The organism is Pseudomonas sp. URMO17WK12:I11, assembly GCF_007677725.1.
Taxonomy (GTDB): Bacteria; Pseudomonadota; Gammaproteobacteria; order Pseudomonadales; family Pseudomonadaceae; genus Aquipseudomonas.
In genome coordinates this window covers 121,560-136,703 of the sequence record NZ_VEDF01000003.1, presented here as the reverse complement: position 1 = coordinate 136,703, position 15,144 = coordinate 121,560, and the positions used below count along the sequence as shown (strand labels likewise).

Genomic DNA, 15,144 nt, shown 5'->3' with positions numbered 1-15,144 from the left:
CAACTCTGGGGCTATTACTGCACGGCCCTTTCGCGGCACAACGCCGACCCTACCAACGTTTCGCGCGCCCTGTAGGAGCGGCCTTGTGTCGCGAAAGGGCCGCAAGGCGGCCCCGGCGATGTTGAGGCATACTAGCGACTTTCCAGGCCATCATCGTCATCATCCCCCATGCGCATCCACGTCAGCTTCATCGACCGCGTTGGCATCACCCAGGAAGTCCTCGCCCTGCTCGGTGCCCGCCACCTCAACCTGGACGCCGTGGAGATGGTCCCGCCGAACGTCTACATCGACGCCCCGACCCTCAGCCCTGCGGTGCTTGAAGAACTGCACGACGCCCTGTTCGAAGTCCAGGGCGTGCAGTCGGTGGACGTGGTCGACATCCTTCCGGGTCAGCGCCGTCACCTGCAGCTCGATGCCCTGCTGGCCGCCATGAGCGACCCGGTCCTGGCCGTCGACAGCGCCGGCAAGGTGCTGCTGGCCAACCCGGCCCTGATCGCCTTGTGCGGACGCGAGTCGGCAGGGCGCTCGGTGGCCGATCTGTTCAACGATCCGGGCCTGTTGCAAGCGCTGCTGGACAACAACTTTCGCCTGCCGATGCGCGAAATGCAGCTCAACGGCCAGAGCCTGCTGCTCGACGCCTCGCCGATCACCAATGCTGGCGGCCTGCTGACGCTCTATGCGCCCAACCGCATGGGCGAGCGCCTGTCGGCCCTGCACCACGACCATGCCGAAGGCTTCGATGCCTTGCTCGGTGAATCGCCGGCCATCCGCACGCTCAAGGCCCGCGCCGTGCGCGTGGCGACCCTGGACGCGCCGCTGCTGGTGCACGGCGAAACCGGCACCGGCAAAGAGCTGGTCGCCCGCGCCTGCCACGCGGTCAGCAGCCGCCACGCTGCACCGTTTCTGGCGCTTAACTGCGCCGCGCTGCCCGAGAGCCTGGCCGAGAGCGAGCTGTTCGGCTACGCCCCCGGTGCCTTCACCGGTGCCCAGCGCGGCGGCAAGCCGGGGCTGATGGAACTGGCCAACCAGGGCACGGTGTTTCTCGACGAGATCGGCGAGATGTCGCCATACCTGCAAGCCAAACTGCTGCGTTTTCTCAGCGACGGCAGCTTCCGCCGCGTGGGCGGGGACCGCGAGGTCAAGGTGGATGTGCGTATCATCAGCGCCACCCACCGCGATCTGGAGCGCATGGTGGCCGAAGGCACTTTCCGTGAAGACCTGTTCTACCGCCTCAATGTGCTCAACCTGCAGGTGCCGCCACTGCGCGAGCGTGGCCAGGACATCCTGATGCTGGCGCACTATTTCATGCAGCAAGCCTGCACGCAGATCCAGCGGCCACCTTGCCGCCTCACCCCAGCCACCCATTCGGCGCTGCTGGCCAACCCCTGGCCGGGCAATGTACGGCAGTTGCAGAACGTGATTTTCCGCGCCGCCGCCATCTGCGAAAGCGACCGGGTGGATATCGGCGACCTGGACATCGCCGGTACCGCCGTTGCGCGTGGGCAGGAGGGCGAAGTGGCAAGCCTTGAACAAGCCGTCGGTGACTTTGAGCGTGAACTGCTGCAGCGCCTGTTCCCGGCTCACCCGTCCACACGCCAGCTGGCGGCGCGATTGTGCACATCGCACACCGCCATCGCCCAAAGGTTGCGCAAATATGGGATTCCAAACAAAAGCTAAGCCTTTTCCCTGCCAAGTTTCGGATTAACCCTACGGGCGTTAGCAATACTTCAACAACCACTGCTGCGAAAATGGCGTCCATCCCTGTTGATGGAAAGAACGCCTGTCATGCTCGAACTCGACTTCTACGGCACCTTGGTCGCCGCCTCCCTGGTCCTGTTGCTGGGCCATGGTCTGGTGACACGGATCGCTTTGCTCCGAACCTACAATATCCCCGAGCCTGTGGCGGGAGGACTGCTGGTCGCGCTGGTGTTGCTGGTTCTGCGCAGCTTCGACGTCAAGGTCCAATTCGACACCTCCCTACAGGCTCCGTTGATGCTGGCATTTTTTGCCACCATTGGCCTGAACGCCGACCTTGCCAGCTTGAAGAAAGGCGGCCGTGTGGTGGGCGTCTTCCTCCTCGCCGTCACCGGCCTGTTGCTGGTGCAGAATGCCATGGGCATTGGCCTGGCCACGGCACTGGGCCTGGACCCGCTGATGGGCTTGCTGACTGGCTCAATTACCCTTTCCGGGGGCCACGGCACAGGCGCCGCCTGGGGCACGACCTTCAGCGAGAAGTATGGTCTGGCGTCTGCTTCGGAGCTCGCCCTGGCCTCGGCCACTTTCGGCCTGGTGCTGGGCGGCTTGATCGGCGGCCCGGTTGCCCGCCTGCTGCTCAAGCGCGTGCAAGTGCCAGGCGCCGATCAGGTGGTGCAGCACTGCCCTAAAGGTTTCGAAGAACCCACTGTGGAGCGCTTGATCACACCGTTTTCCTTCATCGAAACGCTGGCATTGATTGCCGTGAGCCTGCTGGGCGGCACCTTGCTCAATGGCCAGCTGCAGGACACCGCGTTCGAGCTGCCCACCTTCGTGTGCGTGTTGTTCGTCGGTGTGATGCTGCGCAATGGGCTGTCTGCCCTGGGGGTCTACCAAGTGTTCGAGCGTGAAGTCTCGGTGCTGGGCAACGTGAGCCTGTCGCTGTTCCTGGCCATCGCGCTGATGTCCCTGAAACTCTGGGATCTGGCCGCCCTGGCCTTGCCGTTTCTGCTGATACTGGCGATGCAGACGTTGCTGATGGCGTTGTTCGCGATCTTCGTGACTTTCCGGGTGATGGGCAGCAATTACGATGCCGCTGTTCTGGCTGCCGGGCATTGCGGTTTCGGCTTGGGTGCGACCCCCACCGCCATCGCCAACATGCAGGCCGTCACCCATCGCTTCGGGCCGTCGCAGCTGGCTTTCCTGGTCGTACCGATGGTTGGCGCCTTTTTCATCGACATCATCAACGTGATTGTGATCAAGCTGTACCTAGCCCTGCCTTTCGTCTCGGGATGATTAGCGGTATCAACCTACCGTAGCGATTCCATTCCAGCGTAACGCAATCGTTACTCAAGCCTTACACGTCCCATTTATAAGGGTTTGATGCTCAAACCCTTTCCTTCCTTGCGCCTGGCGTAGCGTTTTCAATACAGCGCACGCGCTCAGTGCTCGCTAGAATTACTTATCCTATTGATAGATATAGAAATTTTACTATTGGCCGCTTTATTGCTTAGGCCCTTGCAGTCCAAGAGCGCGGAGCACCGCGCCATTGCCCTGCTTCCTGAGGAATGACCATGAGCGAGTTGCGTTTTACCGAAGATCACGAATGGCTGCGCGTTGAAACCGACGGCAGCGTCACGGTAGGCATCACCGCCTACGCGCAGAACGCCCTGGGCGATGTGGTCTATGTGCAACTGCCCGAGCTGCTGCACTACGAAAAAGGCGCCGAGGCCGCCACCGTGGAATCGGTCAAGGCCGCCAGTGGCGTCTACATGCCGCTCACAGGCGACGTGGTGGCCGTCAACGAGGCGCTCAATGACCGGCCTGAGCTGGTCAATGAAGATCCTCTGGGCGAGGGCTGGTTCTTGCGCTTCATTCCCGCCACTATGAACGACGTCAGCGCCCTGCTCGACCAGGATGCTTACGACCGTCTGCTCAAAGCCAACGACGACGCCTGAGGATCCCCGCATGACCATCAACCTCGGCACTGCCAACGAATTCATCGCCCGTCATATCGGCCCGCGCCAGGCCGACGAACAGAGCATGCTCGCCAGCCTCGGCTTCGACTCGCTGCAAGCCATGAGCGATGCCGTCATCCCGGCCAGCATCAAGGGCACCAGCGTTCTGGGCGAGCATGACGGGCAAAGCGAAGCCGATGCCCTCGCTGCGCTGAAAGCCATCGCCGGCAAGAACGAATTGTTCAAGAGCTACATCGGCCAAGGCTACTACAACACCCACACCCCGGCGCCGATCCTGCGCAACTTGCTGGAAAATCCGGCCTGGTACACCGCCTACACGCCCTATCAGCCGGAGATCTCCCAGGGCCGCCTGGAGGCGTTGCTGAATTTCCAGACGCTGATCAGCGACCTCACCGGTCTGCCCATTGCCAACGCCTCGCTGCTCGACGAGGCTAGCGCCGCTGCCGAAGCCATGACCTTCTGCAAGCGCCTGTCGAAAAACAAGGCCAGCCAGGCCTTTTTCGCCTCCGTGCACTGCCACCCGCAGACCCTCGATGTGCTGCGCACCCGGGCCGAGCCCCTGGGCATCGAGGTGGTGGTCGGCGACGAGCGGCAACTGGCTGATGTCAGCGCTTTCTTCGGTGCCCTGCTGCAGTACCCGGCCAGCAACGGTGAAGTGTTCGACTACCGAGACGTAGTCGAACGCTTCCACGCCGCCAATGCACTGGTGGCGGTGGCCGCCGACCTGCTGGCGCTGACCTTGCTGACGCCACCTGGCGAATTCGGTGCTGACGTCGCCATCGGCAGCGCCCAGCGGTTCGGCGTGCCCCTGGGCTTCGGTGGCCCGCATGCCGCCTATTTCTCGACCCGCGATGCCTTCAAGCGCGACATGCCGGGGCGCCTGGTCGGGGTATCCATCGACCGCTTTGGCAAAACCGCACTGCGCCTGGCCATGCAGACCCGCGAGCAACATATCCGCCGCGAAAAGGCCACCAGCAACATCTGCACCGCCCAGGTCCTGCTGGCCAACATCGCCAGTATGTTCGCCGTGTACCACGGCCCGGAAGGGCTCAAGCGCATCGCCGAACGTACCCACGCACTGACCGCCATCCTGGCCGCAGGCCTGGCGCAGCTTGGCGTGCAGGTGCTGGGCGAGAGCGCCTTCGACACCCTGACCCTCGCTACCGGCGACGCCACCGCCAGCCTGCACGACAAGGCGCGTGCTCAGCGCATCAACCTGCGCCAGATCGATGCCGGCCACCTGGGCCTGTCGTTGGATGAAACCAGCAGCCAGGCCGATGTCGAAGCCCTCTGGCGATTGTTCGGCGCAGACCTGCCACAGCCTGACTTCGCCGCCCTGGCCAGCAACACCCCGGCGCGCCTGCCGAGCGCCCTGCGCCGTCAGTCGGCGATCCTCGAACACCCGGTGTTCAACCGCTACCACAGCGAAACCGAACTGATGCGCTACCTGCGCCGCCTGGCCGACAAGGACCTGGCGCTGGACCGCAGCATGATTCCACTGGGCTCGTGCACCATGAAGCTCAACGCTGCCAGCGAAATGATCCCGGTGACGTGGGCCGAGTTCGGTAATCTGCACCCATTCGCGCCGGCCGAACAGAGCCAGGGCTATCTGCAGATGACCACCGAGCTGGAAGCCATGCTCTGCGCCGCCACCGGCTATGACGCCGTGTCGTTGCAACCCAACGCCGGCTCCCAAGGCGAGTACGCCGGCTTGCTGGCCATCCGTGCCTACCACCGCAGTCGCGGCGATGAGCACCGTGACATCTGCCTGATCCCGTCTTCGGCCCACGGCACCAATCCAGCCACTGCACACATGGCCGGCATGCGCGTGGTAGTGACCGCCTGCGATGCGCGGGGCAACGTCGATGTCGATGACCTGCGCGCCAAGGCTGTCGAACACCGTGAGCGCCTGGCGGCGATCATGATTACCTATCCTTCGACCCACGGTGTGTTTGAAGAAGCCATCGGCGAGATCTGCGCGATCATCCATGACAACGGCGGGCAGGTGTACATCGACGGCGCCAACATGAACGCCATGGTCGGTTTGTGCGCCCCCGGTAAGTTCGGCGGCGACGTGTCGCACCTGAACCTGCACAAGACCTTCTGCATTCCCCATGGCGGCGGCGGCCCAGGCGTCGGCCCGATCGGTGTGAAAGCGCACCTGGCACCCTTCCTGCCAGGTCATGCCAACCTGGCCAACACCCAGGGCGCGGTCTGCGCAGCGCCGTTCGGCAGCGCGAGCATCCTGCCGATCACCTGGATGTACATTCGCATGATGGGTGGTGCCGGTCTCAAGCGGGCATCGCAGATGGCGATCCTCAACGCCAACTACATCGCCCGCCGTCTGGAAGAGCATTACCCGGTGCTGTACACCGGCAGCAACGGCCTGGTCGCCCACGAGTGCATCCTCGACCTGCGCCCGCTCAAGGACAGCAGCGGCATCAGCGTCGACGACGTCGCCAAGCGCCTGATCGACTTCGGCTTCCATGCCCCGACCATGTCGTTCCCGGTGGCCGGCACGCTGATGATCGAACCGACCGAGAGCGAGTCCAGGCAAGAGCTCGACCGGTTCTGCGACGCGATGATCCAGATTCGCGAAGAAATCCGCGCGGTGGAGAACGGCAGCCTCGACAAGGACGACAATCCGCTCAAGAACGCGCCGCACACGGCTGCGGAACTGGTCGGCGAGTGGCACCATGGCTATAGCCGCGAGCAGGCGGTCTACCCACTGCCTGAACTGGTGCAGAGCAAATACTGGCCGCCAGTCGGGCGGGTCGACAACGTGTTCGGGGACCGTAATCTGGTCTGCGCCTGCCCGTCGATCGAGAGCTACCAGGACGCCTGAGACAGCCCGTAGCGAGCGGGGCTGCTTGGCGGCCCCTATCCGGCCCCTTATCCGGCCAGAGAGACCATCATGTCCCTGAGCGTCCTAGACCTGTTCAAGATTGGCATTGGCCCGTCCAGTTCCCATACGGTCGGCCCCATGCGCGCCGCGGCGCGCTTCGCTGAAGGTCTGCGGCGCGACGGTTTGCTGGCCGGCACCACCAGCGTCAGGGCCGAGTTGTATGGCTCGCTCGGTGCGACCGGCAAGGGCCACGGCAGCGACAAGGCGGTGTTGCTTGGCCTGGAAGGCGAGCAACCTGACACCGTCGACACCGAAAGCGTTGCCGCGAGGCTGCAGGCGATTCGCGACAGCGGGCAGCTTCACTTGCTCGGTGAGCACGCCATCGGCTTCGTCGAGAAGCAGCATCTGGCGATGATTCGCAAGCCATTGGCCTACCACCCCAATGGCATGATCTTCCGTGCCTTCGATGCAGCCGGTCTGCAGATCCGCAGCCGCGAGTACTACTCGGTGGGCGGCGGTTTCGTGGTCGATGAAGACGCTGCCGGCCAGGACCGTATCGTCGAGGACAGCACGGTACTGGTCATGCCTTTCAAGACCGCCAAGCAGCTGCTGGGGCAGTGCTTCGCCCGGCGTATCCCGATCAGCCAGGTGATGCTCGACAACGAAGCGGCGTGGCGACCGCCAGCACACACCCGCGCTGCCTTGCTGCGTATCTGGCAAGTGATGCAGGACTGCGTCGAGGCCGGCTATCGCCACGAAGGCATTCTGCCGGGCGGGCTCAAGGTCAAGCGCCGTGCGCCAGCGCTGTTTCGCCAGCTTAGCCAGCACCCGGAAGCGAACCTGCGCGATGCGCTGTCGGTACTCGACTGGGTCAACCTCTATGCCTTGGCGGTCAACGAAGAAAACGCTGCCGGCGGGCGGGTGGTGACGGCACCGACCAATGGCGCGGCGGGGATAATTCCCGCCGTGCTGCACTACTACACGCGCTTCGTTCCGGGCGCCAATGAAGACGGCGTGATGCGCTTTCTGCTCACGGCCGCTGCCATCGGCATTCTGTACAAGGAAAACGCCTCGATCTCGGGCGCCGAGGTAGGCTGCCAGGGCGAGGTCGGCGTGGCCTGCTCGATGGCGGCCGCAGCGCTGTGCGAGGTGCTGGGCGGCACGCCACTGCAGGTGGAAAACGCCGCCGAGATCGGCATGGAACACAACCTGGGCCTGACCTGCGACCCGATTGGCGGGTTGGTGCAGGTGCCGTGCATCGAGCGTAACGCCATGGGTTCGGTCAAGGCCATCAACGCCGCGCGCATGGCCCTGCGCGGCGACGGCCACCATTTCGTTTCGCTCGACAAGGTCATTCGTACCATGCGCCAGACTGGCGCCGACATGAAAAGCAAATACAAGGAGACCGCCCGCGGCGGTCTGGCCGTCAACATCATCGAATGTTGACCCTGCACACAACCAAGGAGTCATCGATGTCCGAAACATTGCAAAAGACCCCACTGCACGCGCTGCACCTGGAGCTGGGTGCGCGCATGGTACCGTTCGCCGGCTTCGAGATGCCGGTGCAGTACCCACTGGGCGTGCTCAAGGAACATTTGCACACCCGTGAGCAGGCCGGCCTGTTCGATGTCTCGCACATGGGGCAAATCATGCTGCAGGGTGCGGACGCTGCGGCTGCGCTGGAATCGCTGGTGCCGGTGGACATCATCGACCTGCCATCAGGCATGCAGCGCTACGCCCTGTTCACCAACGAAAACGGCGGGATCCTCGACGACCTGATGGTCGCCAATCTGGGTGATGACACCCTGTTCCTGGTGGTCAACGCCGCGTGCAAAGAGCAGGACCTCGCCCACTTGCGCCAGCACATCGGCGAGCGTTGCCGCGTGCAGCCTCTGTTCGAGGAGCGCGCCCTGCTGGCCTTGCAAGGCCCGGCGGCGGTCAGCGTGCTCGAGCGCCTGGCGCCAGAAGTGGCGGGCATGACCTTCATGCAGGTGCGTCCGGTGAATCTGTTGGGGGCAGATTGCCTGGTCAGCCGTTCAGGCTACACCGGCGAGGACGGTTACGAGATCTCGGTGCCGGTAGACGCTGCCGAAGCCCTGGCGCGCCGCCTGCTGGCCGAGCCAGAGGTGCAGCCCATCGGCCTGGGGGCGCGTGATTCTCTGCGCCTGGAGGCCGGCCTGTGCCTCTATGGTCACGATATGGACGATGCCACCACGCCGGTCGAGGCCAATTTGCTCTGGGCAGTGTCCAAGGTGCGCCGCAGCGACGGGGCACGTGCTGGCGGGTTCCCAGGGGCAGATGTGGTCTTCGCCCAACAGCAGCACGGTGCGCAGCGTAAACGCGTCGGATTGTTGCCTCAAGAACGCACGCCCGTGCGCGAAGGCGCGCCCATCGTCGATGCTGACGATAAGCAAGTAGGAACGGTCAGCAGCGGCGGTTTTGCACCCACGTTTGGCGCACCGGTGGCAATGGGTTACGTCGACAGCCAATACGCCACGCTGGAGACACCACTGTTCGCCGTGGTGCGGGCCAAGAAGGTCGCTTTGAAGGTCAGTAAAATGCCTTTCGTTGCGCAACGTTACTACCGCGGCTAAAAGTAAACTGTGAGCTGCCGGGACAGGTTCGGCATATTCGTTTTCGAACCTGTTCAATAACTTTCCAACACGGCCCCAGGCCAGGGAACATGCCGTTTCCGAGGGTTTTGGCGAGTGCCTGCAAAAGGGTTGATTTTCTCGTCGAGCAAGGGCTTGTTTTTCGCTCGAGAGTTGGCGTAGAGTCACTGCACTGTGTTTGCATGGGTCGCAACAGTTCGTGACCTGGGCCAGTAGCCGAGATTCGCTACAACCCGTTCGACGTCTCTTACTTTCCTGCAACCCAGCCCAGTAAACTTTCACGCACTAATAACGTGAAAGTCACTGTCACTACAATTTAGTTTCATAGGAAATAAGACAATGGCTAACCGTCAGAACGGTACCGTCAAGTGGTTCAATGACGAGAAAGGTTACGGCTTCATCACTCCAGAAAGCGGTGCGGACCTGTTCGTACATTTCCGTGCCATCGAAGGCAACGGCTTCAAAAGCCTGAAAGAAGGCCAGAAGGTCACTTTCGAAGCCGTGCAAGGCCAGAAAGGCATGCAGGCTGACAAGGTACAAGTCGCCGAGTAAGCCTCACGACTTCCAAAAAAGCCCCTGTTCTGTGCAGGGGCTTTTTTTTGTCCGTAGAATGACCGCTTCGTCATATGGAGCGGTTACGTGATGTCAAAGCCTATGCTCACCCCTCAGGGTGATTTCCCACCCGTTGGCTTCGGCCGACGCCTGGCCGCGATGTTCTATGATTTTCTGCTGTGCACCGCCCTGCTGATCGTGACCGCCGGTCTGTACAAGATGATTCAGATGGCGATCATTGGTGAGACGCGCATGCGTGAGCTGACCGAGGCCGGGGCGCTCGACGGCGATCCACTGCTGTCGACGTGCCTGTTGTTCGCCCTGTTTGGCTTCTTCGCCAAGTTCTGGACCCATGGCGGTCAAACGTTGGGTATGCAGGTATGGGGGATCCGCGTGCAAAACCTGGATGGCAGCGCCGTCAGCCTGTGGCAGGCCCTGCTGCGCTTCGTCGTGGCAATCGCGTCGTGGCTGTGTCTGGGCCTGGGGTTCATCTGGGCGTTGTTCGACAAGCGCAACCGCGCCTGGCATGACATCTACTCGGAGACGTGCCTGGTGCGGGTGCCAAAACAGAAAAAATGAGCAAAACAAAGCCGACCACTGGGTCGGCTTGGTTCGAGCGTCAGGCCGTCAGCCCGCCCGGCGCAGCAACCACAGACCGGCCACCGCACAGATAGCCGCTGGAATCACCACCGCCAGCAGCGGCGGGAAGCCGAATACCTGGCTGGAAGGACCGAGCAGGTCCTGGCCGATACGGAAGACGAAGCCCACCAGCACCCCGGTGAACACTCGTTGGCCAAGGGTGACCGAACGCAGTGGGCCGAAGATGAAGGAAATCGCCATCAGCACCAGTGCCGCGGTGACCATCGGCTGCAGGACTTTGGTCCAGAAGGCCAACCAATAGCGGGCGTTATTCAGGCCCTGATCGGACAGGTAGTGGATATAATCCCACAGGCCGGTGATCGACAGCGACTCGGGCGCCATGATCACCGTGTTGAGCAATTGTGGGGTGAGCGACACATCCCAGCGTTCGCTCGGTGCCTTGACCACTTCGGTGTGATCGCCACGGAAGAACGTGGTGCTGACATCGCTGAGCATCCACTGGCCATCGACGAACTGCGCGCGACGCGCGAAGCTCGAGGTCTGGATCTTGCGCGCTTCATCGAAGCGGTAGCGTGTCACCCCCAGCAGCAGGCCGCTGGGCTGTACGGCGTTGATGTGCACGAACTCCTCGCCCTGGCGGTGCCACATGCCGCGCTTGGAACTCTGCGCCTCGCCGCCACCCTGGGCCAGGGAACGGTCGGCCTGGGCCTTGTTCTCGGTCACTGGCGCGACATATTCACCGATCAGCAGCCCGACCAGCATCAGCACCAGCATCGGCTTCATCACCGCCCAGACGATCCGCCCGATGGACACCCCGGCAGCGCGCATGATGGTCAGTTCACTGCTGCTGGCAAGGCTGCCAAGGCCGATCAGGCAGCCGATCAGCGCAGCCATCGGGAGCATCTCGTACAGGCGCCGCGGCGCCGTCAGGAGCACGAAGTTGCCCGCGTCCATCACCGTGTAGGTATCGCTCAGATCGCTCATTTCGTCGATGAAGGCGAACAGCGAAGCCAGCCCCAGGATGATGCCCAGCACGGCCAGAATGGCCAGCAGCACACTCATGCCGATATAACGGTCGAGCTTAGCCATGGGCCACCTCCGCACGACGGGCAGCCAGTTTCAGGCGCAGCGGCTCCCAGTACATCAGGGCGACACCGATCAACAGGAACAGGCCATGCACCCACCAGATGCCCAGGCCAATCGGCAACTTGCCCTTCTCCAGGGCGCCGCGTACGGAAATCAGCATCGTCAGGTAAGCCATGTACAGAAGAATCGCCGGCAGCAGTTTGAGGAAGCGGCCCTGGCGCGGATTGACCCTGGACAGCGGCACGGCCATCAGGGTCACGATGAAGACCAGGATCGGCAGCGACAGGCGCCACTGCAGTTCGGCGCGCTCGCGCAGGTCGGTCTTGCCGAACAGGTCGAGGGTCGGGATCGCTTCGCGATCGGTCACTTCCTGGGCGACTTCCGGCTTGGGCAGCAACACCCCGTAGGTGTCGTACTTGATGGCGCGGTAATCGGCCTGGCCTGGGTTGCCGTCATAGCGGTAGCCATTCTCCAGCACCAGGTAGCGGTTGCCGTCAGCCTGGATTTCCTGATGCCCCTTTTCGGCGACCAATACCGAAGGCGCGCGGTCCTTGGTCTTGTCCTGGTTGAAGCGCTTCTCGGAGATGAACACGCCGTCAAGCTTTACCCGGTCGTCCGACAGCTGCTCGGTGTAGGTGACCCGCGAGCCGTCGCGCAGGGTCTGGAAGCGCCCCGGCACCAAGGTGTCGAATTCGGTCAAGGTATCTTGCTGGGCGATGATCTGCTGCACCTGGGCCACGCCCAAGGGCGCCAGGCTCAGGCTCAGCCAGGCGACCAACACGGCGACCAGCGCCGCCGGCGCCAGGGTCAGGCCGAGCAAGCGCTGTTGGCTCATGCCGGTGGCCGAGAGCACGGTCATTTCGCTTTCCAGGTACAGCCGGCCGTAGGCCAGCAGGATGCCGAGGAACAAGCCCAGCGGCAGGATCAGCTGCAGGAAGCCTGGCAAGCGAAAGCCCATGATCATGAACAGCACGCCGGGGTCGAGCACGCCCTGGGCGGCCTGGGCCAGGTACTTGATGAAACGCCCGCTCATGATGATCACCAGCAGCACGGCACTGACGGCGCTCAAGGTCACCAGGACCTCGCGGGAAAGATAGCGAAAGACGATCAAACCAGACACTCCTGGGTTGTCAGGGGCAGACTGCCAAACATTGGCCTGTGACAGCCAGGACCAATGCCGGTTCGCCAACGGCGAACCTCCATATGAAGTGCGCGCATTATCCTGTGATTGACAGCGCCTGTCACTTGGCCGCTTAGCAACACCGACATCGGGCTTGTCAGCACGCTTGCCGCAGGCTCAAACTGGCAGCTTTTCCACTGGCTCGCGAGTACGCGGCCAAGCCCGTCCAGAGCGCTGAACACACGGCGCCACCTGCAAAGATCATTCGGGGACCCTGACATGGAACTGGTTGTAAAAAGCGTAGCTGCTGCATCTGTCAAAACCGCCACCCTGGTGCTGGCGGTCGGTGAAGGGCGCAAGCTCGGCACCGTGGCCACGGCCGTCGACCAAGCGTGCGAGGGCGCCATCAGTGCCCTGCTCAAGCGCGGCGACCTGCTCGGCAAGCCCGGTCAGACCCTGCTGCTGCACAGCCTGCCGGGCCTCAAGGCCGAGCGCGTGCTGCTGGTCGGCAAGGGCAAGGAAGAAGCGCTCGGTGACCGCGCCTGGCGCAAGCTGGTGACCAGTGTCGCCGGCGTCCTCAAGGGCCTCAACGGCGCCGACGCGGTACTGGCGCTGGACGACATCGCGGTCAGCAACCGTCAGACCCATTACAGCAAATACCGTCTGCTGGCCGAGACCCTGCTCGACAGCGAGTATGTGTTCGATCGCTTCAAAAGCCAGAAGGCCGAGCCCCGAGCGCTGAAGAAAGTCACCCTGCTGGTGGACAAGTCCGGCGCCGCCGAACTCGAACGCGCGGTCAAGCATGCCAGCGCGATCGCCGCTGGCATGGCCTTGACCCGCGACCTGGGCAACCTGCCGCCGAATATCTGCCACCCAAGCTTCCTCGCCGAACAGGCCAAGGACATGGGCAAGGCCTACAAGGGCCTGAAGGTCGAGGTGCTGGACGAGAAGAAAATCAAGGACCTGGGCATGGGCGCGTTCTACGCCGTGGGCCAGGGCAGCGATCAGCCACCGCGCCTGATCGTGCTCAACTACCAGGGCGCCAAGAAAAGCGAAAAACCTTTCGTGCTGGTGGGCAAGGGCATCACCTTCGACACCGGCGGCATCAGCCTCAAGCCTGGTGCCGGCATGGACGAAATGAAATACGACATGTGCGGGGCCGCCAGCGTGTTCGGCACCCTGCGTGCGGTGCTTGAACTGCAACTGCCGATCAACCTGGTGTGCCTGCTGGCCTGCGCCGAGAACATGCCCAGCGGCGGCGCGACCCGGCCAGGGGACATCGTCACGACCATGAGTGGCCAGACGGTGGAAATCCTCAACACCGACGCCGAAGGTCGCCTGGTGCTGTGCGACACCCTCACCTATGCCGAGCGGTTCAAGCCACAGGCAGTGATCGATATCGCCACCCTCACCGGCGCCTGCATCGTCGCCCTGGGCAGCCATACCTCCGGCCTGATGGGCAACAACGACGAACTGGTCGGCCAGTTGCTCGACGCCGGCCAACGTGCCGACGACCGTGCCTGGCAGCTTCCTTTGTTCGATGAGTACCAGGAGCAACTGGACAGCCCGTTCGCCGACATGGGCAACATCGGTGGGCCGAAGGCTGGCACCATCACCGCCGGCTGCTTCCTGTCGCGCTTTGCCAAGGCCTACAACTGGGCGCACATGGACATCGCCGGTACCGCCTGGATCAGTGGTGGCAAGGACAAAGGCGCCAGCGGTCGCCCAGTACCACTGCTGACCCAGTACCTGCTCGATCGCGCTGGGGCCTGATGCCGTGAGCCGGCGGCGTCTCGTGCGTCGCCGGCCGGTATTGCACAAGCATGAGTAAAGTCGACTTCTACATCCTGCCCACCGACGCCCTGGCGGCGCGCCTGGATTTCGCCTGCAAACTGTGCGAAAAGGCCTGGCGGCTAGGCCATCGCGTTTACCTGCACTGCCAGGATGCCGCGCAACGTGACGAACTGGACATGCGCCTGTGGCGTTTCAAGGGCGAAGCCTTCGTGCCCCACGACCTCGCCGAAGCGTGCGCGGATGCCCCAGTGGCCCTGGGCGTGGGCGAGGACGCCGGGGCGCACCGCGACCTGCTGATCAACCTGGGCGCCGATGTGCCCGGATTCGTCGGCCAGTTCGAGCGGGTAGCCGAGATCGTGGTGGAGGAACCCGGCATTCGCCAATCTGCGCGCGAGCGGTTCCGTTTCTACCGTGAACGGGGCTATGCTCTGCAAGACCACCGCTTACAGCGACTTTGACGACGATGGAAAAGCCCTCCGCCCTACCCGATTCCACCCACCTGCTCGACGACCTGGAGTCGATACGCCAGCTGTTGGGCGATGCCGACCTGCAGCCGCCGCTGCTCACCGAGACGGTCGAGCAAATGCCGTTGCGGCTCGATGAGCCGGCCGGCAATGTGGCGCCAACCCTGGCCGCTGAGCCTGTGCCCGAGGACGACCCGCAAACCCGCCGCCAGGATACCCTGCTGCACCTTGAGAGCGAGTTGCGCGCCGCCGCGCAGATGATCATGCAAGACGTCATCAACGACTTCACCCCGCACATCGAAAACGAAATCAAGCGCCGGCTGGATGCGCGCATCGAGCGCCTGATCAAGCGTTCCGAGTAATTCACCACCGTCTGCTCGTTTACTGGCAGCGGCCTTGT

13 protein-coding genes are annotated in these 15,144 nt (G+C 63.2%); 11 read left to right on the top strand and 2 right to left on the bottom strand.

Annotated features, from left to right (window positions below):
- Nucleotides 1–168 precede the first annotated feature (168 nt).
- From FS665_RS06890 to FS665_RS06855, 8 genes are all read left to right on the top strand, one after another.
- A complete protein-coding gene (locus FS665_RS06890) occupies nt 169–1,677 on the top strand; it encodes a sigma-54-dependent transcriptional regulator (protein ID WP_145185315.1) in 1,509 nt (502 codons plus the stop codon).
- A gap of 108 nt (nt 1,678–1,785) precedes the next feature.
- The gene (gene gltS, locus FS665_RS06885; protein WP_145185312.1) at nt 1,786–2,988 is read left to right on the top strand and encodes a sodium/glutamate symporter; all 1,203 of its coding nucleotides are present in this window, start codon (nt 1,786–1,788) and stop codon (nt 2,986–2,988) included.
- A gap of 278 nt (nt 2,989–3,266) precedes the next feature.
- Nucleotides 3,267–3,650: a glycine cleavage system protein GcvH gene (gcvH, locus tag FS665_RS06880; RefSeq protein WP_145185309.1), complete on the top strand. Its 384-nt coding sequence runs from the start codon at nt 3,267–3,269 to the stop codon at nt 3,648–3,650.
- A 10-nt stretch (nt 3,651–3,660) separates the two neighbouring features.
- Nucleotides 3,661–6,516, top strand: coding sequence for an aminomethyl-transferring glycine dehydrogenase (gene gcvP, locus FS665_RS06875; RefSeq protein ID WP_145185307.1), 2,856 nt, complete (start codon nt 3,661–3,663; stop codon nt 6,514–6,516).
- Nucleotides 6,517–6,585: 69 nt separating this feature from the next.
- Nucleotides 6,586–7,962: an L-serine ammonia-lyase gene (locus FS665_RS06870; protein WP_145185305.1), complete on the top strand. Its 1,377-nt coding sequence runs from the start codon at nt 6,586–6,588 to the stop codon at nt 7,960–7,962.
- A 26-nt stretch (nt 7,963–7,988) separates the two neighbouring features.
- Nucleotides 7,989–9,110: a glycine cleavage system aminomethyltransferase GcvT gene (gene gcvT / locus FS665_RS06865; protein WP_145185303.1), complete on the top strand. Its 1,122-nt coding sequence runs from the start codon at nt 7,989–7,991 to the stop codon at nt 9,108–9,110.
- A 357-nt stretch (nt 9,111–9,467) separates the two neighbouring features.
- Nucleotides 9,468–9,680: a cold-shock protein gene (locus tag FS665_RS06860; RefSeq protein WP_145185302.1), complete on the top strand. Its 213-nt coding sequence runs from the start codon at nt 9,468–9,470 to the stop codon at nt 9,678–9,680.
- 90 nt (nt 9,681–9,770) lie between these two features.
- Nucleotides 9,771–10,259, top strand: a complete 489-nt coding sequence (locus FS665_RS06855; RefSeq protein ID WP_145185301.1) for an RDD family protein — start codon at nt 9,771–9,773, stop codon at nt 10,257–10,259.
- A 48-nt stretch (nt 10,260–10,307) separates the two neighbouring features.
- Here the strand turns inward: FS665_RS06855 and lptG are convergent, their stop codons facing one another.
- The gene (gene lptG / locus FS665_RS06850) at nt 10,308–11,369 is read right to left on the bottom strand and encodes an LPS export ABC transporter permease LptG (RefSeq protein WP_145185300.1); all 1,062 of its coding nucleotides are present in this window, start codon (nt 11,367–11,369) and stop codon (nt 10,308–10,310) included.
- Nucleotides 11,362–12,477: an LPS export ABC transporter permease LptF gene (gene lptF, locus FS665_RS06845; protein WP_145185299.1), complete on the bottom strand. Its 1,116-nt coding sequence runs from the start codon at nt 12,475–12,477 to the stop codon at nt 11,362–11,364. The genes lptG and lptF overlap by 8 nt, the downstream gene beginning before the upstream one ends.
- Nucleotides 12,478–12,765: 288 nt before the next feature.
- Here lptF and FS665_RS06835 point away from each other — a divergent pair, with 288 nt between their 5' ends.
- From FS665_RS06835 to FS665_RS06825, 3 genes are read left to right on the top strand one after another with little or no spacing between them, the layout of a single operon-like run.
- Nucleotides 12,766–14,259: a leucyl aminopeptidase gene (locus tag FS665_RS06835; protein ID WP_145185296.1), complete on the top strand. Its 1,494-nt coding sequence runs from the start codon at nt 12,766–12,768 to the stop codon at nt 14,257–14,259.
- A gap of 50 nt (nt 14,260–14,309) precedes the next feature.
- A complete protein-coding gene (locus tag FS665_RS06830) occupies nt 14,310–14,738 on the top strand; it encodes a DNA polymerase III subunit chi (protein ID WP_145185294.1) in 429 nt (142 codons plus the stop codon).
- A 5-nt stretch (nt 14,739–14,743) separates the two neighbouring features.
- Nucleotides 14,744–15,106: a DNA polymerase III subunit chi gene (locus FS665_RS06825; protein WP_145185292.1), complete on the top strand. Its 363-nt coding sequence runs from the start codon at nt 14,744–14,746 to the stop codon at nt 15,104–15,106.
- Nucleotides 15,107–15,144: the final 38 nt, after the last annotated feature.